Here is a 20324-nt window from a genome sequence, read left to right as displayed (position 1 = left end):
AGCATCAAGGATAAGACCCTCACCCCGTCCCTCTCCCGCAATGCGGGAGAGGGTGCCGAGCGATAGCGAGGCGGGTGAGGGTCTTTGGCCTCACTAGCGAACACATGGCACTGAAACCCAACAGAATCGGCGCTGTGTCGCGCCAGCGCATCGACCGGCTGCTGTTTCTCGGGCCGGCGACCTTGCTGCTGGCGCTGTTTTATCTCGGGCCGGTCATCGTCGACCTCGGCTTGGCGTTCACCGATATGGGACGCAATCTCAAGGTTACGGGCTTCACCACCGAGAACGTCCTGCGCGTGACCGGCGATCGCCGGCTCCTCAGCGTCATGGGAACGACGCTGACCTACGTGATTTGCACGCTGGCGATCTTCAACGTGACCTACGGCCTGATCCTAGCGCTGCTCACCGCCGCCTTGCCCGAGCGCGCCGGCGGCTTCTTCCGCGCCGTGTGGCTGCTGCCGCGCATGAGTCCCTCGGTCGTCTACGCGCTGTTGTGGACCTGGGTGGTGGCGCCGACGGATTACGGGCTGCTCAATCAGATCTTGGTCGGGCTCGGCATGCCGCGCCTCGACCTCAAGAGCGACGCGCCGATGCTGGTGGTCATTCTCGCCAACGGCTTCGTCGGCGCGTCCTTCGGCATGATCATCTTCACCAGCGCCATCCGTTCGATCCCCGAGCACCTGTTCCACGCCGCACGGGTCGACGGCGCCGGCGGTCTCGCCATCGTCCGCCACGTGACCCTGCCGGCGATCCGCTGGCAGCTCAGCTTCGTCACCCTCTACCAGGCCTTGGCGCTCCTGGTCAGCTTCGAATACATCTGGCTCATCACCGATGGCGGCCCGTTCTACGACACCACGGTCTACGCCCTCTACGTCTACAACCGCGCCTTCGGCAACGGGCAATACGCCTATGGTGCCGCCTTGGCGCTGGGCCTGGTGGCCGCCGGGATCGTCGTGGCCCTCGTGCTGTGGCGCTTCTTCGACATGCGCGCGCTCCTGCAGAAGCCGCGCATCGAGGTGTCATGACCAGCGCGGCTGCCGCCATCCCCGCACCCGTGCCGGCCCGCGAGTGGGAGCGGCTGGCCGAGCGCGGCCGCCTGCGTCGGCGGGCGACCGTCGTGCTGCTCTATTGTGTGCTGGTCCTGGGCTCTCTGCCGATCGTCATCCCCTATCTCTGGCTGGTGACGGTGTCGCTGTCGGGCCGCGCCGGAGCCGATACCATCGTGCTCTGGCGCACGCTTGCGGTGGTGTTCCCCGCGCTCCTCCTCTGGTCGATGCTGCGCGCCGGCATCGACGACGAGAAACGGCGGTTTCGGCTGGAGATGGCACTCGGCCTGGCGACCTTGGCGGCGCTGGGCTGGGTCACCGTCCCTCACCTCAACCTCAACAACTGGCGCTTCCTGTGGAGCGCCAACATCGCCGACCGGGTCACCGGCACCGCCGGCGTCGGCGCCAAGTTCCCCAGCGTGTGGACGGCGTTCTTCAATTCGCTGGCGCTCGCCCTCATTCAGATGACGCTGGTCGTCGTCTCCAGCACGCTCGCCGGCTACTATCTCTCTCGCTACGACTTCCGGCACCGTGCGGCCTATCTGAAGGGCCTGCTGATCCTGCAAGCCTTCCCGCTCCTCACCCTCACGATCCCGATCTTCCTGCTGCTCTATTGGGTGGGCTTGCTCGACACCATTACCGGCGTCGTTCTGGTCGTGGCCGCGCTCGAGCTGCCCTTCGCCATCTTCGTCATGAAGGGTTTCTTCGATGCCGTGCCCTGGGACATCGAGATGAGCGCCATGACCGACGGCGCCTCGCGGCGTCAAGCGTTCTGGATGGTCGTCCTGCCGCAGGTGAAGGTCGGAATGCTCGCGGTGGGAGTGTTCGCCTTCCTGCGCGGCTGGGAAGAATACGTGTTCGTGCGCACGCTGCTCATCGAGAAGGCCAATTGGACGATGAGCCTCTACCTCTTCTGGATGCAGGACGACATGATGGGGGTCGACTACGCGATGGTCTCCGCCGTCGGCGTCTTCTACGTGCTGCCCAGCGTCGTCCTCTACGCCTTCACCCAGCGCTACCTCACGCAAATGAACATCGGCGGAATCAAAGGCTGACCATGGCGCGGATCGAGCTCAAAGGCGTGGCCAAGCGTTGGGGCGAGGTGGCGGCGATCGAGCCCCTCGACCTCGACATCGCCAACGGCGAGTTCGTGGCGATCCTCGGCCCCTCGGGCTGCGGCAAGTCGACCACCTTGAACCTGCTGGCGGGCATCTATGCCCCCAGCGCCGGCGACATTCTCTTCGACGGTGCCCGCATCAACGAGGTGGAAGCGCGGGACCGCAATGTCGGCATCGTCTTCCAATCCTACGCGCTCTACCCGCACATGACCGCCCGCGACAACATCCTCTTTCCGCTCCGCTTCAAGAAGGTGGAGAAGGACGAGGCGCAGCGGCGCGTCCTGGCGGCCGCCCGCCTGGTGCATGTGGAGGAGCTGCTCGACCGACGCCCGGGGCAGATGTCCGGCGGGCAGCAGCAGCGCGTGGCCCTAGCCCGCGCTCTGGTCAAGGAACCGCAATTGCTGCTGCTGGACGAGCCTTTGTCGAATCTCGATGCGACGCTCCGCTTGACCATGCGCAGCGAGATCCGCCGCCTGCATCGCAGCGTCGGCGTCACCACGATCCTCGTCACCCACGACCAGGTCGAGGCGACGACGATGGCCGACCGCATCATCTGCATGAGCAAGGGCCGCATCGAGCAGATCGGCACCGCCGATGCGCTCTACCACACCCCCGACAGCCTGTTCGTCGCGAGCTTCATCGGCTCGCCCACGATCAATCTGCTCGAGGGCGAGGCCGACCGCGGCGCCCTGCGCCTGGGCGAGGCGACGTTGGCGGGTGTCGACGGGGCGTCCGGCAAGGTCGTGCTCGGCATCCGCCCGGAGGCGGTCAGGCTCGGCGACGGCAGCCTCCGGGCGCGGGTCAGCGACCTCGAACCCCATGGCCGCGAGACCATCTACCATCTGGCAACACCGCTCGGAACCTTGCGGGCGCTGGAGCCGGGCGCCACCGCTCGGTTCCGCGTCGAGGAAGAGCTCAGCTTCGCCATCGCCCAGAGCCTGCTGTTCGACGCGGCAAGCGGCAAGCGGATCAAGAACGCCACCATCGATCTCGCCGCCTGAACCGACGCTTCGATGCTGATCACCCGCACGGTCGATGGGCTCGAAAGCCCAAGCCTCGGCGAACGCCAGGCGATCCTCGACGGACCGGTGAGCGAAGCGGCCTTTACCGCCGCCTTCGGCCGGCTGCCGGCGCTGACGGCGATCGAGCATCGGGCTCCGCCGACCGCGGCCGCGCCGGTCGACCGCGCGCGCATCGTCTTCTGGAACGCCGAGCGGCTGAAATACTTCGAGGCGTCGGTCGGCTTCCTCGGCGGGCTTCAGGCCGATGCCTTGCTGCTGTGCGAGGTCGATGTCGGCATGGCCCGCTCGGACAACCGGCATACCATCGCCGAGCTGGCGGCCCGGCTCGGCAGCGGCTACCTGTTCGCCGCGGAGTTCGTCGAGCTGGATCTCGGCGATCAGCGCGAGCGCAGCTGGCACCTGGGCCAGATGAACGCGGCCGGCCTGCATGGTGGCGGCATCGTCTCGCGGCATCGCCTGGCGCGCCCGGGGCTGATCCGCCTGGAAACCTCCGGGCGCTGGTTCAACGGCGCCTTCGGCGAGCGCCGGGTCGGCGGCCGCATCGCGGTCGCGGCCGAGATCCCGCTCGCGGGAACGACGGCGCTCCTGGTTTCGGCGCACTATGAGAGCCACACCGATCCGGAGGATCGGCTGCTCTCCACGCGGGTCATGCTGGATGCCGTCGATGCCCATGCGCCGGGGCGACCGGTCCTGATCGGCGGCGACTTCAACACCAGCACCTTCAGCCTGCCGGAGAAGCGCGACGCGGAAATCCAGCGAGCGGCGCTCTTGCGCGATCCGATGCGCCTCGTCGATCCCGTCGCCTACGAGCCGATGTTCGCCGAGCTAAGCCGGCGCGGCTACGACTGGGCCCGATGCAACTTCGCTCACGCCGCAACCCAGCGCACGCGCCCGGACGGCACGCCGGCGCCGCCCTTCGGCAAAATCGACTGGCTGTTCAGCCGCGGGCTTCGCTGCGAGGCGCCGGCGATCCTCGCCGCCGTGGACGCAAAGGGCGTGACCATCTCCGACCATGAAGCGCTGGCGGTCACGATCGCACTTGAGTAAGGACTGAGGGTGGGATCTGGGCTCGAGCCGAGGGGGTAGCGCGCGCGATGGAGCCTGGGCGGATCGTGATCCTGAACGGCGTGCCGCGATCGGGCAAATCGAGCATTGCGGCGGCGATCCAGGAGACCTTCGAAGGCCCATGGATGAACCTGGGCGTGGACGTCTATGTGCGACACATGACGCCGGCGCGATACCGGCCGGGCCTCGGTCTGCGGCCCGGGGGGGAGCGGCCGGACATCGAGCCCCTGGTTCCGGTCTTCTACGCCGCCCTCTACGACTCCATCGCCGCCCACAGCCGGTTGGGGTTGAACGTGGTGGCGGACGTCGGGCACCACGGCGCCGATCGAGCGGGGCGAGAGCTCCTGGCCGACTGCGCGCGCCGCCTGCAAGGCCTGCCCGCGCTGTTCGTGGGCGTCCGCTGCCCCATCGAGGTCATCATGGAACGGCGCAACGCGGGCGAAGCCGGGCGAGAGGACCAATATTTGATCGGCACGGCCGAGGACCCCAAGCCCGCCCCGGTCCTCCGGTGGCAGCGCGCCGTACACGGTCCCGGGATCTACGACCTCGAAGTCGACACCTCGCTGCTGAGCTCGGCCGAGTGCGCGGAGGTGATCGGACGACATCTGGAGGCGGACGGCGAGGCGCCGACGGCGTTCCATCGGCTCGCGGCGAAGGCCCGCCGCGGCTAATCCGGCGCCGCCATCGGCCAAAAGCCCAGCACGAAGGCGGGCTCGGCTAGTTCTGCGGAGGCTTCGGCTCGTACCGGCCGGAGGCGATATTGACCTTCGGCAAGGCCGATTGGCCAGGGGCGAGCGCGCCCGATTCGGCCGGTATGGCCGGAAGCGGGGCGATTCTGGGGGGCGGCAGCGGCTCCAGCGGCTTCACGTCCTCCATGGCGGTGGACGCGAACCAGACGCCAAACAGGATCGGGCCAATGAGAATACTGAGGCCCAAGAAACGAGAAAGCGCCTGGTACAGCCGCTCTGCTTGCCGCCCGTGATGGAGGAGGTCTTGATCCTCCCGCGCGAGCCCGGTCATCCGCCCTCCGCTCGATTCTTCTAGGTCTAAGCCTTACGCCTACTGCGGCTTTACTGGGAGCACAGGCGCCGTAGACCCGCTCACCATGGGGCGCATTTTGCGCTGATCTCGGTAAAATAATCGATTTATTGGATTTTGTCAGCAGCAAAATTAGCGGGGCCCGCCTGAGTACCCCGGACAGATCCTCGGCTAGGCGAACGATCCTGAAGCTTGATCTAGTTTTAGATAATTACTCGGAATGACTGAGGGCCCGCCCCCTAGGAGCCCTTTCTACCAGAGGAGAACCATGGCCGGCTCTTTCGGTCCGTGGCCCGGACCTTGAGGTTTGCCGCCGAGGCAGCGGCATCAACCCTCTCGGCCTTTTCGATCCCGAGCATCCAGTGTATGTGAGGCCGCTGGAGACTCACCGGGACGGCGTCGAGGCCGCGAGGGTTCATGGACATCAAGGCGCATATCCGCGGCATTCCCGATTTCCCGAAACCTGGCATTCTTTTCTACGACATCTCGACCTTGCTCGCGCACCCGGCGGCCTGGCAGGCGACGGTCGACCAGCTCGACGAGGCGATTCGTCCGCACCGGCCCGACCTTCTCGCCGGCATCGAGTCCCGTGGCTTCCTGCTGACGGCACCGCTGGCACTCAAGCTCGGCTGCGGCTTCATCATGGTGCGCAAGAAGGGCAAGCTGCCCGGCCCAACGCATCGCCACACCTATGACCTCGAATACGGAACCGACACCGTCGAGATCCAAGCCGACGCCGTAAAAAAGGGGCAGCGCGTCGTCGTGCTGGACGATCTGCTGGCCACCGGCGGAACCTTGCAAGCGGCGATCAACCTCATCCGTCAAGTGGGCGGCGTGGTGCCGGCGGCGGCGGCAATCATTGAACTCAGCTTCCTCAATGGCCGCTCGCGGCTCGACGTGCCGTTCACCGCGCTGGTCGCCTATGATTCCTAGTGTCGTGAATCTGAAATTCGTGGCCACGAATTTCCGATTCAGGTCGACACTCGCTTATTGAATATAAAGTGTGCCGACCGTTCCGAAGTTCGCCGGCGATGCCGGCGAACTTCGGAACCGGCACACTAGGCGCCTCTAGCCGCGACGTTCGGCCCGAAGCGCCGCGCCAGATCCAGGAGCGCGCGATCGGCGCCGCCCACACCCACCAAAGAGAGCCCGACCGGAACCGAGCGCGCCCGTCCCAAGGGCAGGCTTATCTGCGGCAAACCGCAGAGCCCGGCGGTCGAGGTGAGACTGAGGGTGCGGGTGCGAAACCGCTCCAGAGTCTCGCCTGAGGACCCTTTCAGGGGCGCGATATCGGCCGCCGAAGGCAGACACAGCACGTCGCCCGGCTCCATGATCTGGGCGAGCCTGGCTCGCACCCGCTCTCTGCCGGCCAGCGCCGGGGCGAGATCCGCCTCGGTGAGCCGCGAGCCCGCCAGGAAGCGCTCCCGCACCCCCAGACCGAGATCGGGCTTGGCGCGCTCGATCCAGTGGCCATGGCTCGCCCAGGCCTCGGCCGTCTGTAGCTTGCGGAAGCAATCGAGCCAGGCCTCCAGCCCTTCATGCGCAAGCCTGAGATGGTGGACAGGCCCAAGCGCCGGCGCGATCTCTTTGAGCGCGGCCATCAGCGAAGCGCGCACATCCGGTTCCGCCAAAGCGAAGGCGTCATCGGCGACAAGGAGCCGCCGCGCCGGTATCGGTTTCGCCGGCGGCAGCAGCACCTCGCCCACGCGCGCCATCAGCTCGGGCTCGCGGGCGAACCAGCCGACGACATCAAAGCTCGGAGCCAGGGGCACGATGCCGGCGAGCGAGATCGCGCCATGGCTGGTGCGAATGCCGTAGATGCCCTGGTGGCTGGCGGGGACGCGCACCGAGCCGCCGGTGTCGGTGCCGAGCGCGAAGTCGACGAGCCCGCCCGCCACGGCCGAGGCAGAACCGCTGGACGAGCCGCCCGGGACCCGCAAGGGGGCGGCGGGATTGATGGGCGTGCCGTAATGATGATTCTCGCCGTTCAAGCTGAAGGCCAGCTCGTCGGTCTGGGTCTTGCCGATGAGGGTGGCGCCGGCATCCAAGAGCGCCGCCACCGCCGGGGCATGCCTTGTGGCGGGGGCGTGGGTCGCCAGATACTCCGGCGAGCCGGCGCCGGTGGTGACGCCGGCTACGTCGTAGAGATCCTTGGCGGCGAAGGTGAGGCCGGCGAGCGGGCCTCCGGGGTGCCCTCGGAGATGGATTCGCGCGCGCTCGACGAAGGCGCCCAGCCTCTCCGGCGTGGCCCCGCTGTCATTGTCTTGCGCGCTGGCCGCCCCACCTTGCTGCATCCCGCCCCACCTGCCGATTCTTCGTTCAATTTGCCCATAAATCGCCCAGGAAACCCTTGCCGATCGCCTGGTTTTGCCGCCGGCGGCACTGTATCAGAGCGGTATGAGAGTTGCTGCGCCCGGCGCTTGATCCGTGCCACCCTGATCCAGCTATAAGTCTGGCCTGCTTAGCCCCGAGGAGGATGCATGATCCGGATTAACCCAAGCCGCGCTGGCCGCCTGCAATGGCTCGCCGCCGCCATGCTGGTGACGGCACTGCCGGCGGCCGCCCAGGACAAGGTGACCAAGGGAACCAACTGGAAGGCCGAGGCTGAGCATGGCGGCTATTATCAGGCAGTCGCCGCCGGTATCTACGCCAAGTTCAACCTCGACGTGACCATCCGCCAGGGCGGACCCAATGTCGACAACACGCTCCTGCTGGCGGCCGGGCGCATCGACTTCACCATGGGCGGCAACAACGACGAGGCCTTCGCCTTCGCCGAGAAGAGCCTGCCGTTCCTCGCGGTCGCGTCCATATTCCAGAAGGACCCGCAGGTGATCATCTCCCACCCGGGCCAAGGCAACGACACGCTGCCGGCGCTCAAGGGTAAGAAGATCCTCGTCGGCAAGTCCGGCTTGCAGACCTACTACCCCTATCTCAAGAAGCGCTTCGGCTTCACCGACGACATGGTGCTGCCCTACAATTTCAACCCGCAGCCCTTCCTCGCCGACAAGAGCCTCAGCATGCAGGGCTACGCCACCAGCGAGCCCTTCGCGGTGATGAAGGCGGGCGTGCAGCCGGTGGTCCACCTGCTCGCCGACTATGGCTATGCCACCTACTCGACCACGATCGAGACCAGCCTCAAGCTGGTCACCGAGAAGCCGGACCTGGTGCAGCGCTTCGTCGATGCCAGCATCCTCGGCTGGAAGGACTACCTCTTCGGCAATCCCAAGCCCGGAAACGACCTCATCAAGAAGGACAACCCGGAGATGGCTGACGATCAGCTCGAGTTCTCGCGACAGGCGATGATCAAGTACGGCATCGTCGATTCCGGCGACTCCAAGACATTGGGCATCGGCGCCATGACCGCGCAGCGGTGGAAACAGAGCTTCGAGGATGCGGTGGCGTTCGGGGTCTACCCCGCCACCATGGATTGGCAGAAGGCATTCACTCTGCAGTTCGTCAACAAGAAAGTCGGCCTGTAGTCGCCGACGAGATCGCGCGACGACCGTGAAGCGCCGCCGCGCCGCCCATGAGCCTTCGCCCGCCGCGCAACCCGCGAGCGGGTGAGGGTCCGCTTCCGCCTGCCACCCCCAAGCGACGGCGAGGATGGATCCCCCGGCATGACCGCATACGAGGAGGCGAGCCGGGGCCTTGCCGGCCAAGCGGAGCTGGTTCGCCTCGAGCGGATCGGGAAGGTGTTTTCCGAGGGAACCGTTGCGGTCCGCGACTTCTCGCTGGCCATCGGCCGCAACGAATTTCTCTCCGTGCTGGGACCGTCCGGCTGCGGCAAGAGCACGGTGCTGAGGATGATCGCCGGCCTGGGCGAGCCTACCAGCGGCACCATCGTCTGGCCGGGGGCGGGTACCTCGGGGGCCGCCGGTCCTAGCCATGGGCTCAGCTTCGTCTTCCAGGAGCCGACGCTCATGCCTTGGGCGACGGTCGCGGGAAACGTGCTGCTGCCGCTCAAGATCGCCCGCCTCTCCCGTGCGGAAGCCGAGGATCGCGTCGCCGAAGCGCTCGCCATGGTGGGGCTGGAGGGCTTCGCCGACCGCTATCCCCGCCAGCTCTCGGGCGGAATGAAGATGCGCGTTTCCATCGCCCGTGCCGTGGTGACGCGGCCCCGTGTCCTGTTGATGGACGAGCCTTTCGCCGCGCTCGACGAGATCACCCGCTTCCGTCTCAACGACGATCTCTTGGCGCTTTGGCAACGCCAGGGCTGGACCGTCGTTTTCGTTACCCACAGCGTCTATGAATCCGTCTACCTGTCGAGCCGCATCGCCGTCATGACCAAGCGCCCGGGGCGGATCATCGCCGACCTCGACATCGAGATTCCCTATCCGCGTGCGGAAGGCCTCCGCACGTCCGGCACCTACAACGATTATTGCCGGCTGGTGTCGCAGCATCTGCACGACGCCATGACCGCCGACTGAGGGGAGGAATGGCTTCGGAACGTGCCAATGGCGATCGCCAGCGCCTTGTGCCCGGCCTTGCCTCCGGATCGATGGCGCGGGTGCTGGCGCCGATCGCCATCGGGGTGCTCATGGTCGCCGGCTGGGAGGCGATGTGCCGGATCTGGGAGATTCCCTGGTACATCCTGCCGGCGCCGAGCGACATCGCCCGCTCCATGGTGAAGGATTGGCACATCCTTTTCCCGGCGCTGGTGAACACGCTGAGGGTAACCTTCCTGGCGCTGACGGTGGCGGTCGTGGGTGGGGTGAGCTTGGCGGTGTTGTTCGCCAGCTCCCGCTGGGTCGAGCTCAGCCTCTTTCCTTATGCGGTGATCCTGCAGGTGACGCCGATCGTGGCGATCGCGCCCTTGATCATCATCTATGTGCCCAACCTGACCGTGGCCCTCCTCATCTGCGCCTGGATCGTCGCCTTCTTCCCGATCCTTTCCAACACCACCATCGGCCTCAATTCCGCCGACCACAATCTCTTGAACCTGATGCAGCTCTACGGCGCATCGCGGCTGCAGGTGCTGTGGCACCTCCGGCTGCCGACGGCCTTGCCGTATTTCCTGGGCGGGCTGCGCATCTCCGGCGGCTTGGCGCTGATCGGCGCCATCGTCGCCGAGTTCGTGGCCGGCAGCGCCGGCGAGGGCTCGGGCCTCGCCTTCCGCATCCTGGAGGCGGGCTACCGGCTCGAGATCCCCCGCATGTTCGCCTCGCTGGTGCTGATCTCCGCGTCGGGCATCGTCATCTTCCTCGTCTTCACCCTCATCACGCACCTGGCGCTCCGCTCCTGGCACGAAAGCGCGGTGAAGCGGGAGAACTAAGCCCGATCTCGCTAATCCATCCAGAGGTCGATCACGCCTTGGAGGTTGGCGCCCTCGAACTTGGCTCCGGCGATTTCGGCATTGGTGAAGACCGCATCATGAAGGTCGGCCCGCCTGATGTCGGCGTCGGTCAGAATGGCGCCGGTGAAGCTGGCGGAGGCGAGCTGGGCACCGGCCAGGACCGCGCCGATGAGATTGGCTCGGTCGAACTTGGCGCTCTCGGCCTTGGTCGGAAATTGTTGCGTGCCCTTCGAGGAGACAATGAGCACATCCAGGCGCGCCTTCACCAGCTGGGCACCGGAAAAGTTGGCGCGCGACAGAGTGGCGCCGCGCAGGTCGGCGAAGCTCAGATCGGCGTTGCGCAGATCGCAGAAGCTGAAGTTGGCCATGACCAAGGTGCAGCTGGCGAGCTTGGCGTCGGTCAAGGTAGCGTAGCTCAGATCGCACGCCGACAGGTCGAACTGGGCGAGATCCTGGGCGCGAAGATCCATCCGGGAGAGGTCAAGCCGCTTACCCCGGGCGCCGCCGCTCTTGAGCCATTCGGAATGGTCGCGCAACAGCTCGTGCAGCGGCGCGCCCAGGGACGCGATGGTGCGCGGCACCTTGGCTCCAGCCTGCAAAACCCTCGACAGGTCGGCGGCATCGATGACAGCGCCGCCGAGATCGGCACCCTTGAGGTTGGCGCCGTTCAAGAGGCAGGCGCTGAGGATGGCGCCGTGGAGCACCGCGCCCGACAGGTTGGCATCGCGGAGGTCGGCGCCCTCCAGATTGCTCCCCGTGAAATTCGCATTGCTGAGATTGGCGCGGACCAGCTTCACGTTCTTGAGAACGGCATCGGTGAAGTCCGTTTGGTTGACGAAGGAGCTCGACAGCTTCGACTGGGTGAGGTTGGCGTTCTTGACCACCGCGGTGCCCCTCTCGGTTGCCGCCGCCTCGTTGTTCATGACGGTGAAGCCGCCGTCGCGGGCAGCGCGGTACAAGATGCCGTCGCGGAGATCCGCATCGATGATCACCGCATTCGTCAGATCGGCGCCGCGCATGATGGAGCCCCTAAGGTCGGCGCGCGACAGGTCGGCGCCGACGAGTTGCGCCTTGCTGAAGTCGGCGCCGAAGAGGATGGCGGCCACAAGCTTGGCGCTGCTCAGATCGGAGCCGGCGAGCCTGGCACCGGTGAGCTCCGCTTGCGAGAGGTCGACCGTCGCCAGCATTTGCTGGCTCAAGTCGCACATCTTGAGATCGGCGCGTGCGCCGCCGGCCCGGCTCTGCCGCCACAGCTGATGCTTCTTTATGACCTTGGAGAGCTCGGCCGGAGAAATCTCCTTCAGCTGCGATGTCGGCTTGTCATCGCTCTTGGGAGTGTCTGACAGTGGCTACCTCCGTCACGAAAACGCCGGCGCAACGGCACTCGGCAGCGATACCGAGCACATCTCCCTAACGCAGACGGACCCGCGCCCTGAATTCGGCGATTGAACTCCAGGGACCAAGACCCGTGCAACAGCAAACAGGGAGCGATACCGCCGTGGCGCCGGCAATCAGTGCCGAAAAAAGTTAATGCGTGGCTTGCTGATAAAATCTTGATGATTGCGGCTGGCGGCGGGTCATTGTGCTTTCAATGCCCGCATCAAATCCGGGCATGGCGACGCACCAACAGAGTCACTCGATCTCAACCACCATGCGGCCGCGGATATGGCCCGCGAGGATGTCGTCGGCAAGGCGCGGCAAGTCCTCGAGCTTGGCGGTGTCGGTGATGGCATCGAGCGTGTCCTTCGGCAGATCGCGGGCGAGGCGCTGCCAGACGCGCTGCCGCTCCTCCATGGGACAGAGCACGGAATCGATTCCGATGAGGCTGACGCCGCGCAGCAGGAACGGGATGACCGTGGTGTTGAGCTCGGCGCCGCCGGCGAGCCCGCAGGAAGCCGCCGCGGCGCGGGTCTTCATCTCGGCCAGAATGTGGGCAAGGGTGCTGCCGCCGACGGAATCGACGGCGCCGGCCCAGCGCTCGGAGAGGAGCGGGCGCCCGGGTGATGCTGCGAGGCTGGCCCGATCGATGATCTGGGAGGCGCCGAGATCCTTGAGATAGGCGCTGGTTTCGGGGCGGCCGGTGGAGGCGGCGACCCGGTAGCCGCCCCTTGCCAGGAGTGCCACCGCAACCGAGCCCACGCCGCCGGCGGCACCGGTCACCAGCACCTCGCCCTTCTCCGGCGTAAGGCCATGGGCTTCCAGAGCCGCCACCGCCATGCCGGAGGTGAAGCCTGCCGTGCCGATCGCCATCGCCTGCTTCAGGGACAGGCCGGAAGGCAGCTTGACCAGCCACTCGCCCTTGACCCGGGCCAGGCCTGCATAACCGCCCCAGCGCTGCTCGCCCACCCGCCAGCCGGTGAGCACCACCTCTTCGCCGGGCTCGAAGCCGGGGTGGCTTGAGTCTTCCACCGTGCCGGAGAAATCCACGCCGGGCACATGCGGGTAGCTGCGCACCAGGCGCCCCAGCCCCTTCAGGATCATTCCATCCTTGTAGTTGAGGGTGGAGTAGCGGACGCGCACGGTGACGTCGCCGTCGGGCAGGTCGGAAGCCTTGAGGGTCTCGAGCGCAGCCGAGACCTTGCCGCCGGCTTCGCGCAGGAGGAGGGCGCGAAAGCTGTCGGTCACCGGCCGGCCTTCCCGCGGGGCCCGTCTCAGCTGCGCAAGGGCTCGAGGATGCTCACATAGTTCGCGACCGCCGCGCCCCCCATGTTGAAAATGCCGGCAAGCTTCGCATCCTTCACCTGGATCGCCCCGGCGCTGCCGGTCAGCTGCATCGCCGAGATCACGTGCATGGAGACGCCGGTGGCGCCGATGGGATGGCCCTTGGACTTGAGCCCACCCGAGGGATTGATCGGCAGCTTGCCGTCCTTTTCGGTCCAGCCCTCGGCGATCGCCCGCGCCCCCTGGCCCCTTGGTGTCAGCCCCATCGCCTCGTATTCCAACAGCTCGGCCACGGTGAAGCAGTCATGGGTCTCGACCAGGCTGAGATCCTCGAGCTTGAGGCCGGCCGCTGCCAGCGCCCTTTTCCAGGCGAGCTCGCAGCCCTCGAACAGGGTGATGTCGCGCTTGCTCAAGGGCAGGAAGTCGTTGACGTGCTCGGCGGCGCGGAAGATCACCGCCTTCTTCAAGGCGAGCGCGGTGTCGACATCGGCCAGCACCAGTGCCGCCGCGCCGTCGGAGACGAGCGAGCAATCGGTGCGCTTCAACGGCCCGGCGACGATCGGGTTCTTCTCCGAGATCTCGCGGCAGAAGGCGTAGCCCAAATCCTTGCGCATATGCGCCAATGGATTGACCGCGCCGTTCTTGTGGTTCTTGGCGGCGATGCGGGCCAGCGCATCGGATTGGTCGCCATGCTTCTGGAAGTATTGCTGGGCGATACGGCCGAAGACGCCGGCGAAGCCGCCTTCGATCTGCCCTTCCTCCTTGAGGTAGCTCGCCTTGATGAGGATGTCGCCCACCTCCTGGCCGGTCACCTCCGTCATCTTCTCGACGCCGACCACCAGCACGCGCCTGGCCTTCTTGGCGGCGATCGCATTCAGGCCCTGATGGATTGCGGCGGAGCCGGTGGCGCATGCGTTCTCGACCCGGGTCGCCGGCTTGAATCGCCACACCGGATCGGCTTGCAGGACCAGGGATGAAGGGAACTCCTGGCGCACGAAGCCGGCATTCAGATGGCCGATGAAGATCTCGTCGATGTCCTTGGGCGCCAGGCCCGCATCGGCGACCGCGTCCACCGCGACTTTGACGATGAGGCTCTCGAGGTCCTCCTTGTCATGTTTGCCGAAGGGCGTGTGCGCCCAGCCGACGATGCATGCGGTCATGGCGGAAAGCTCCCGGAAGATCGGACGAGACGTCTGGACTAGATATAGCAACTCGAACGGCGTGGGCCAAATCCGGCCGGATCTCTGCCCCCACCCCGTCCCTCCCCCAGGTTAACGCGTGGGGGAGGGACGGGGTGGGGGCGTTATGCCGGTAGGTACTCCTGGAAGCGCACCGGCTGGCCCAGGGCCGCGCCGAGGACCTGGCCGTCGCGCATGACGAGATGGCCGCGGATGATGGTGGCGATCGGCCAGCCGGTCACGGTCATGCCGTCAAAGGGCGTCCAGCCGGATTTGGTCGCCATCAGCTTATGTTCGATGCGTTGCCGGCGCTTGAGATCGACCAGGGTCAGATCGCCGTCATAGCCGACGGTCAGCCGGCCTTTGCCGGCGATCTGGTAGATCCGCTGCGGTCCGTGGCAGAGGAGATCGACCAGGCGCTCGAGGCTGAGCTTGCCGCGGTGGACCGCATCCAAGAGCAACGGCACCGTCGTCTGCACGCCCGGCACGCCCGACGGGCTGCCGGGATAGGGCTTGTCCTTCTCCTGGCGCGTGTGGGGTGCGTGATCGCTGCCGACAACATCGACCACCCCCTCGGCGATCGCCCGCCACAGCGCATCCTGGTGGCGCTGCTCGCGCACCGGGGGATTCATCTGCGCATAGGTGCCGAGCCGCTCGTAGCATTCGGGCGCGGTCAGGATGAGATGGCTCGGGGTGACCTCGACGGTGGCGAAAGCCTTGTGGCGGGCGAGCAGCGCCATCTCTTCGGCGGTGGTCACATGCAGGACATGCACGCGCCGCCTCGCCTTGGCGGCGAGCCCCAGGAGCCGCCGCGTCGCCTTGAGGCAGACCTCCTCGTCGCGCCACACCGGGTGCGCGCGGGCGTGGGCCGCCTTTTCGGCGATGCCGCGCCGCTCCTTTAGGCGCGGCTCGTCTTCGGCATGGACGGCCATGCGTCGCATGCCATGGGCGATGATGCGGGCCAGCGTGGCGTCGTCCTCGACCAGGAGATCGCCGGTCGAGGATCCCATGAACACCTTGACGCCGGAGCATCCCGGAAGACGTTCCAGCTCGGCCAACTGATCGGCGTTCTCCGCCGCCCCGCCGATGAAGAAGGCATGCTCGCACCAGGCCCGGCCCTTGGCGCGCCCGAGCTTGTCGGCCAGCGCTGCCGGGGTCAGCGTGAGCGGCTTGGTGTTCGGCATTTCGAAGACGGCGGTGACGCCGCCCAGCACGGCGGCTCGGGTGCCGGATTCGAGATCCTCCTTGTGCTCCGCCCCGGGCTCGCGGAAATGTACCTGGGTGTCGATCATCCCAGGCAGCACGTGCAGGCCGGAGGCATCGAAGATCTCCGCCGCGCCGGCCCGGGCGAGATCGCCGATGGCAGCGATGCGCCCATCGGCAATGGCGATGTCGGCGGCGGCAATGCCCGAGGGCGTGGCCGCGGTGCCGCCTCTAACGATGAGATCGTAGGAAGGAGCCATCACGTCTCAAAGAGAGCGGGCCGCGGAGTTCCGCTCAGGTCGGCGCGCCTTTGATCTTCTTACGCAAGGCTTCGATCTGCTGCTTGGCGCCGGGCAGGAACGGGTTGACCTGGAGGGCCGCCTCGAACGCCTTCATGGCCAACTCCTTGCGATCGAGCTCGACATTGATCATACCGAGGCCGGAAAGCGCGCCGAAATGCCTGGGCTCGAGTTCGAGCACGCGCTCGATGTCGGCGACCGATTCCGGATATTGGCCCATCATGTAATAGACAGTGGCCCGCTTGTTCCAACCTTCGGCGAACTCCGGCGCGTATTTCACCATCTGGTCGAAGCGGTCGAGTGCCGCCTCCAGGTCTTGGCGCTGCATGGCGATCAGGCCTTGGCGCATCAGCTCGTTGACGTTCGAATCGTCCGACGTCGTCCACAACGCCCAAATCGTCCGCGTGATGGCGGACGCCTCGCCCTCCGATTGGGTCTTGTGCAAGCGCTCGAAGAGCACGTCCAGCTGCGCCGAGGATTGCGCCGCAGCCGAGCCCATGCCGATGACCGGGACGGCGCAGGCGATCAGCCAGACCAAGCTTGCGACCAAGCGTAGACTTCGCATCTCCCAAGTATGGAACTCGCCCGGCCTGCCCTCAAGCCGATTCGTGGATCGGACCGATTAAGGACTGGGGCTGAGATCGCGCTTCTGCTATAAACCGCGCCGCAATCAGCGTGGCCCCGAGCCGATCACAATCGCGCGCGCAAAAGCCCGCTTTTCACCCTCGGCGCCGATCGGTCCGCCGCCCATCGAGGGGGCCCTCTCGCGAAGATCCCGATGCCGCTTCCCGCTGGCCCCATCGAACTCTCCGTGGTCATTCCCGTGCGCAACGAGGCGGGCAACATCCTGCCGCTGCTGGCGGAGATCGACCGAGTGGCGCAGGACTTCGCGCACGAGGTCTTGGTGGTCGATGACGGCTCGACCGATGCCACCCCCGCCCGCCTCGGCCAGGCGTTGGCATGCTATCCCAGGCTCCGCGTGCTGAGGGGGAAGGTGACCCGCGGCCAAAGTGCGGCCGTGTGGACCGGCGTGCGCCAAGCGCGCGGCACCTGGATCTTCACCCTCGACGGCGACGGGCAGAACGATCCGGCCGACCTCCCCCGTCTCTGGCAGGCGCGGGAGGGAATCGACATGGTGGTGGGCCACCGCGTCCAGCGCCGCGACAGCTGGGCCAAGCGCACCGGCTCCAGGCTCGCCAATGGGCTGCGCGCTTGGCTGCTGGGCGACGCCACGCCCGATTCTGCCACCGGCATCAAGCTGTTCCGGCGCGCCTTGTTTCTGGAGCTGCCCTATTTCGACCATATGCACCGGTTCCTGCCCGCCTTGGCGCTCCGCCATGGCGGCCGTGTCGTCTCGGTCCCGGTCAATCATCGCCCGCGCTTGACCGGCCGCTCCAACTACGGCCAGCTCGGCCGGCTCGCCGTCGGCATCATCGATCTCCTGGGTGTTCGCTGGTTGCAACGCCGCGCCCGGTTCCCGATCGATTTCGAGGAGCTCCGGCGTCGATGAGCCCGATGCGAGGCACCCTTGGCTGACCGCGCGGCCGGTACCGCCGCCGCCGACGGCCGCTTTTGGGGGTGGGCTGCGCTCGGCATCGTGCTGGCGCTGACGTTGCTCCGGCTCGCCTATCTCGGCCTCGGGCGCTTCGATCTCTACGGCGACGAGGCGCAGTACTGGACCTGGGCCGAGGCGCCGGCTTGGGGCTATTTCTCCAAGCCGCCGATGGTGGCTTGGGTCATTTGGCTCACCACGCGCCTCTTCGGCGAGGACGGGCTGGCCGTGCGCATGGGCTCGCCGCTTGCCCATCTCGGCACCAGCCTCGTCCTCTATGCGATCGGCGCCCGGCTCTATGGACGGCGCATCGCATTCTTGGCGGCGATCACCTTCGCCACTCTGCCTGCGATCTTCCTCTCCTCGCTGCTGATCTCGACCGATCCGTTCCTGCTGTTCTTCTGGGCCTTGGCGCTTTACGCGGTGGTGCGCGCCATGGATGCCGCGGGATCGTCGTGGTGGCTGGCGGCCGGCATCGCCGTCGGCCTCGGCACGCTTTCCAAATACGCCATGGCGATGTTTCCGCTGTCGATCGCGCTCTATCTCATCGCCACACCGGAAGCGCGGCGGGTGGCGGGTCTCAAGCGCCCGCTGCTGGCGCTCGCTCTTGCCCTCCTCCTCTATGCCCCCAATCTCCGCTGGAATCTCGAAAACGGCCTCATCAGCTATCAGCACACGGCTGCCAATGCCGATATGCACGGGCTCCAGCTCCATCCCGGCGCGTTTGCGGAATTCGTCCTCTCGCAGTTCCTCGTTTTCGGTCCGATCCTCTTTGCCACGCTGCTCCTCGCCATGCTTCGGCCGCGACAGCTTCTGCGGGAGCCGGCCGCACGCTTGCTGCTGGCGCTCATCCTGCCGATGGCGCTCATGATGCTGACGGTGAGCATGCTGTCGCGGGCCAACGCCAACTGGGCGGCGGTCGTCTATGTGCCGGGCACGCTCTTGGTGGTGAACTGGCTCGCCGAGCGCGGCCGCGAAGGCGTGCTCAGGACCTCGCTCCTCCTGCATCTCGCCATCGGCGGGGTGATGCTGGAGTTTCACGACATCGCCCGGCTCGCCGGCATCGAGCTCACCGCCCGGACCGATCCTTTCCGCCGCCTCATGGGCTGGCAGACCATCGGCGATGAGGTCGCGGTGGCACTCGCCGGCTCGGCCAACGCCGTCCTCCTCGTCGAAGATCGGATGCTGCTGGCGAATCTCATCTATTCGGTGCGGCCGCACCCGCTGGATGCGGTGAAATGGAATCCGAGCCGCCTCATCCGCGACCACTATGATCTCTCGACCGACATCGCCCGCGTTCGCAACCGCCCCTTCCTCTTCGTCAGCCCCGAGCCCGATCCGCAGAAGGTGCTGAGCCGCTTCGAGCGGGTCGAGCCCTTGGGCCTCATCACCGCACCGATCTATCCCGACCTGGAACGCCGCTACTGGCTGTTTCTCCTCGACGGCTTCAAGGGCTATGGCTGAGCCGGCCCCGCCAGAACCTCGGCTCTCCGGACCGAGGGCGATTGCGCTCGCCCATGGAGCCGTCTTCGCGTTGTTGGCCTTGATCTTCACCGTCTTTCCCGAGCTCGACCTCAAGGCATCCTCGATCTTTCTCGATCCCGGGACCGGTCGATGGCTCGCCTCGGAGCAGCCCTGGGCGGAGGCCTTTCGCCAGGCCCTCAGCCTGGCGGCAGCACTGGTGCCCGCTGCCGCGATCGCGTTGTTCTTCTATGCAAGAAGGACGCGCCGGCGGCTCCCGGGCGGCGACGGGCGCATCGCCCTCTACCTCATCCTGTGTCTGGCGCTGGGGCCCGGACTCCTTGTCAATGTCGTGCTCAAAGAGCATTGGGGTCGCGCCCGCCCCTCGCAGATCGCCGAGTTCGGCCATGATCGGCGCTTCACTCCCGCGCTCCTGCCGGCAAACGAGTGCAGCCACAACTGCTCCTTCGTCTCCGGCGAGGTCTCGCTCGGCTTCAGCTTCATGGCGCTGGGTTGGATCGCCGTCGGCCGGTTGCGGCCGCTGCTGCTTGCCGCCGCCGCGACCCTCGGGCTCGCCATGGGGGCCTTGCGCATGGCTCAGGGTGGCCATTTCCTCTCCGACGTGCTGTTCGCCGGCCTCTTCACCTCGTTTCTGTGCTGGTGGCTCCACCACTGGATGTTCGTGAGCGGCGGCCCGGCCCGCCTCGCTCGCCTGTTAGGTCGTTGACGCTGTAGGCGCAAGACGACATAAACGCTGCTCAGCCGAACGGCCGATGGAGATGCGGGTCATGCATCTGCCGTCTCGCGCAAGAAGATGTGCTCGAGGCCATCGACCTCGTCGACATGCTCGCCGATCCGCCGAAAGCCGAACCGGGCGATGAGCGCCAGCGAAGGAGCGTTCTCCGGCGACACCGAGGCGACGAAGCGGCGCACTCCATGGGTCGCTCCGGCCCAGCTCATCATCGTCTCCACCGCTTCGCTCGCATAGCCGCGCCGGCGATCGGCGCCGAAGATAGTATAGCCGAGCTCCACCGCATCGCGCACATAGGGGTGTAGATAGGGCGGATCAGGCCGGCTGTGGAAGCGTACATGCCCGACCATCCTGCCAACTCCCGCAAGCACGAGCGCGCGCGCCGACCACGGCTCGTAGCCAGGATCAGCCGCTAGCTGTTCTAGAGCAAATCTCAGGACCGCCGGCCGCTCGACGAGGTCCGGCGGAATGGCTGCTCCCAAAAGCTGCTCGGCGCGCTGAAGATCGCCCGCAAGCCCGGCGGTCATCAGCTCCGGCAGCATGCGTCGCAAGATCAGCCGCGTCGTGCGGATATCATCGAAGCGAGCCGGCTCGTCCGTTTGCATCACCATCCGAGTGAGCATCGATCGGGCCTCGC

20 protein-coding genes are annotated in these 20324 nt (G+C 66.6%); 12 read left to right on the top strand and 8 right to left on the bottom strand.

The genetic code is table 11. The features are described from left to right. Positions 1–104 precede the first annotated feature (104 nt). From HY058_15315 to HY058_15295, 5 genes are read left to right on the top strand one after another with little or no spacing between them, the layout of a single operon-like run. A complete protein-coding gene (locus HY058_15315; protein MBI3498665.1) occupies positions 105–1025 on the top strand; it encodes a sugar ABC transporter permease in 921 nt (306 codons plus the stop codon). Then, entirely contained in the window at positions 1022–2101 is a 1080-nt protein-coding gene (locus HY058_15310) for a carbohydrate ABC transporter permease (GenBank protein MBI3498664.1), read from the top strand. Before HY058_15315 ends, HY058_15310 begins: the two co-directional genes overlap by 4 nt. Before the next feature lie 2 nt (positions 2102–2103). Further along, positions 2104–3165: an ABC transporter ATP-binding protein gene (locus HY058_15305; protein ID MBI3498663.1), complete on the top strand. Its 1062-nt coding sequence runs from the start codon at positions 2104–2106 to the stop codon at positions 3163–3165. Positions 3166–3177: 12 nt separating this feature from the next. Then, entirely contained in the window at positions 3178–4233 is a 1056-nt protein-coding gene (locus HY058_15300) for an endonuclease/exonuclease/phosphatase family protein (GenBank protein MBI3498662.1), read from the top strand. A 47-nt stretch (positions 4234–4280) separates the two neighbouring features. Beyond that, on the top strand, positions 4281–4922 hold the full coding sequence (locus HY058_15295; GenBank protein MBI3498661.1) for a chloramphenicol phosphotransferase: 642 nt from the start codon (positions 4281–4283) through the stop codon (positions 4920–4922). Between the two features lie 46 nt (positions 4923–4968). On the opposite strand, the gene HY058_15290 is transcribed toward HY058_15295, so the two are convergent. Then, on the bottom strand, positions 4969–5271 hold the full coding sequence (locus HY058_15290; GenBank protein ID MBI3498660.1) for a hypothetical protein: 303 nt from the start codon (positions 5269–5271) through the stop codon (positions 4969–4971). Between the two features lie 435 nt (positions 5272–5706). Here HY058_15290 and HY058_15285 point away from each other — a divergent pair, with 435 nt between their 5' ends. Then, on the top strand, positions 5707–6222 hold the full coding sequence (locus tag HY058_15285) for an adenine phosphoribosyltransferase (GenBank protein ID MBI3498659.1): 516 nt from the start codon (positions 5707–5709) through the stop codon (positions 6220–6222). 125 nt (positions 6223–6347) lie between these two features. Here HY058_15285 and HY058_15280 read toward each other — a convergent pair whose 3' ends face one another. Next, positions 6348–7583, bottom strand: a complete 1236-nt coding sequence (locus tag HY058_15280) for an amidase (protein ID MBI3498658.1) — start codon at positions 7581–7583, stop codon at positions 6348–6350. A gap of 186 nt (positions 7584–7769) precedes the next feature. Here HY058_15280 and HY058_15275 point away from each other — a divergent pair, with 186 nt between their 5' ends. From HY058_15275 to HY058_15265, 3 genes are all read left to right on the top strand, one after another. After that, positions 7770–8768, top strand: coding sequence for an ABC transporter substrate-binding protein (locus HY058_15275; protein ID MBI3498657.1), 999 nt, complete (start codon positions 7770–7772; stop codon positions 8766–8768). 138 nt (positions 8769–8906) lie between these two features. After that, positions 8907–9716, top strand: a complete 810-nt coding sequence (locus tag HY058_15270) for an ABC transporter ATP-binding protein (GenBank protein MBI3498656.1) — start codon at positions 8907–8909, stop codon at positions 9714–9716. Between the two features lie 8 nt (positions 9717–9724). After that, positions 9725–10561, top strand: a complete 837-nt coding sequence (locus HY058_15265; protein MBI3498655.1) for an ABC transporter permease — start codon at positions 9725–9727, stop codon at positions 10559–10561. Between the two features lie 11 nt (positions 10562–10572). On the opposite strand, the gene HY058_15260 is transcribed toward HY058_15265, so the two are convergent. The 5 genes from HY058_15260 to HY058_15240 form a co-directional block, all read right to left on the bottom strand. Further along, the gene (locus HY058_15260) at positions 10573–11781 is read right to left on the bottom strand and encodes a pentapeptide repeat-containing protein (protein ID MBI3498654.1); all 1209 of its coding nucleotides are present in this window, start codon (positions 11779–11781) and stop codon (positions 10573–10575) included. Positions 11782–12214: 433 nt separating this feature from the next. Further along, on the bottom strand, positions 12215–13207 hold the full coding sequence (locus HY058_15255) for an oxidoreductase (protein MBI3498653.1): 993 nt from the start codon (positions 13205–13207) through the stop codon (positions 12215–12217). A 26-nt stretch (positions 13208–13233) separates the two neighbouring features. Further along, the gene (locus HY058_15250) at positions 13234–14403 is read right to left on the bottom strand and encodes an acetyl-CoA acetyltransferase (protein ID MBI3498652.1); all 1170 of its coding nucleotides are present in this window, start codon (positions 14401–14403) and stop codon (positions 13234–13236) included. A 143-nt stretch (positions 14404–14546) separates the two neighbouring features. Further along, a complete protein-coding gene (locus tag HY058_15245; protein ID MBI3498651.1) occupies positions 14547–15884 on the bottom strand; it encodes a dihydroorotase in 1338 nt (445 codons plus the stop codon). Positions 15885–15918: 34 nt separating this feature from the next. After that, a complete protein-coding gene (locus HY058_15240) occupies positions 15919–16473 on the bottom strand; it encodes a tetratricopeptide repeat protein (protein MBI3498650.1) in 555 nt (184 codons plus the stop codon). 228 nt (positions 16474–16701) lie between these two features. Here HY058_15240 and HY058_15235 point away from each other — a divergent pair, with 228 nt between their 5' ends. The 3 genes from HY058_15235 (at position 16702) to HY058_15225 (ending at position 19663) form a co-directional block, all read left to right on the top strand. Continuing rightward, positions 16702–17433 carry a glycosyltransferase family 2 protein gene (locus tag HY058_15235; GenBank protein ID MBI3498649.1) on the top strand — a complete coding sequence of 244 codons (732 nt, stop codon included), beginning with the start codon at positions 16702–16704 and terminating at the stop codon, positions 17431–17433. Between the two features lie 18 nt (positions 17434–17451). Continuing rightward, positions 17452–18939 carry a glycosyltransferase family 39 protein gene (locus tag HY058_15230; protein MBI3498648.1) on the top strand — a complete coding sequence of 496 codons (1488 nt, stop codon included), beginning with the start codon at positions 17452–17454 and terminating at the stop codon, positions 18937–18939. Between the two features lie 70 nt (positions 18940–19009). Beyond that, complete coding sequence (locus tag HY058_15225) at positions 19010–19663, top strand: phosphatase PAP2 family protein (protein ID MBI3498647.1); 654 nt, start codon at positions 19010–19012, stop codon at positions 19661–19663. Positions 19664–19722: 59 nt separating this feature from the next. Here HY058_15225 and HY058_15220 read toward each other — a convergent pair whose 3' ends face one another. Then, positions 19723–20298 carry a GNAT family N-acetyltransferase gene (locus HY058_15220; protein ID MBI3498646.1) on the bottom strand — a complete coding sequence of 192 codons (576 nt, stop codon included), beginning with the start codon at positions 20296–20298 and terminating at the stop codon, positions 19723–19725. Positions 20299–20324: the final 26 nt, after the last annotated feature.

This window comes from Pseudomonadota bacterium (genome assembly GCA_016195085.1).
In the GTDB taxonomy this organism is placed as follows: Bacteria; Pseudomonadota; Alphaproteobacteria; order SHVZ01; family SHVZ01; genus JACQAG01.
This window is presented reverse-complemented; position numbering and strand designations above follow the sequence as displayed.

Bases quoted from the DNA above. Each gene is read 5' to 3' on its own strand.
- HY058_15285 (MBI3498659.1), top strand. From the start codon at position 5,707: ATGGACATCAAGGCGCATATCCGCGGCATTCCCGATTTCCCGAAACCT.
- HY058_15235 (MBI3498649.1), top strand. From the start codon at position 16,702: ATGCCGCTTCCCGCTGGCCCCATCGAACTCTCCGTGGTCATTCCCGTG.
- HY058_15300 (MBI3498662.1), top strand. From the start codon at position 3,178: ATGCTGATCACCCGCACGGTCGATGGGCTCGAAAGCCCAAGCCTCGGC.
- HY058_15275 (MBI3498657.1), top strand. From the start codon at position 7,770: ATGATCCGGATTAACCCAAGCCGCGCTGGCCGCCTGCAATGGCTCGCC.
- HY058_15315 (MBI3498665.1), top strand. From the start codon at position 105: ATGGCACTGAAACCCAACAGAATCGGCGCTGTGTCGCGCCAGCGCATC.
- HY058_15305 (MBI3498663.1), top strand. From the start codon at position 2,104: ATGGCGCGGATCGAGCTCAAAGGCGTGGCCAAGCGTTGGGGCGAGGTG.
- HY058_15290 (MBI3498660.1), bottom strand. From the start codon at position 5,271: ATGACCGGGCTCGCGCGGGAGGATCAAGACCTCCTCCATCACGGGCGG.
- HY058_15310 (MBI3498664.1), top strand. From the start codon at position 1,022: ATGACCAGCGCGGCTGCCGCCATCCCCGCACCCGTGCCGGCCCGCGAG.
- HY058_15245 (MBI3498651.1), bottom strand. From the start codon at position 15,884: ATGGCTCCTTCCTACGATCTCATCGTTAGAGGCGGCACCGCGGCCACG.
- HY058_15295 (MBI3498661.1), top strand. From the start codon at position 4,281: ATGGAGCCTGGGCGGATCGTGATCCTGAACGGCGTGCCGCGATCGGGC.
- HY058_15220 (MBI3498646.1), bottom strand. From the start codon at position 20,298: ATGGTGATGCAAACGGACGAGCCGGCTCGCTTCGATGATATCCGCACG.
- HY058_15265 (MBI3498655.1), top strand. From the start codon at position 9,725: ATGGCTTCGGAACGTGCCAATGGCGATCGCCAGCGCCTTGTGCCCGGC.
- HY058_15280 (MBI3498658.1), bottom strand. From the start codon at position 7,583: ATGCAGCAAGGTGGGGCGGCCAGCGCGCAAGACAATGACAGCGGGGCC.
- HY058_15250 (MBI3498652.1), bottom strand. From the start codon at position 14,403: ATGACCGCATGCATCGTCGGCTGGGCGCACACGCCCTTCGGCAAACAT.
- HY058_15270 (MBI3498656.1), top strand. From the start codon at position 8,907: ATGACCGCATACGAGGAGGCGAGCCGGGGCCTTGCCGGCCAAGCGGAG.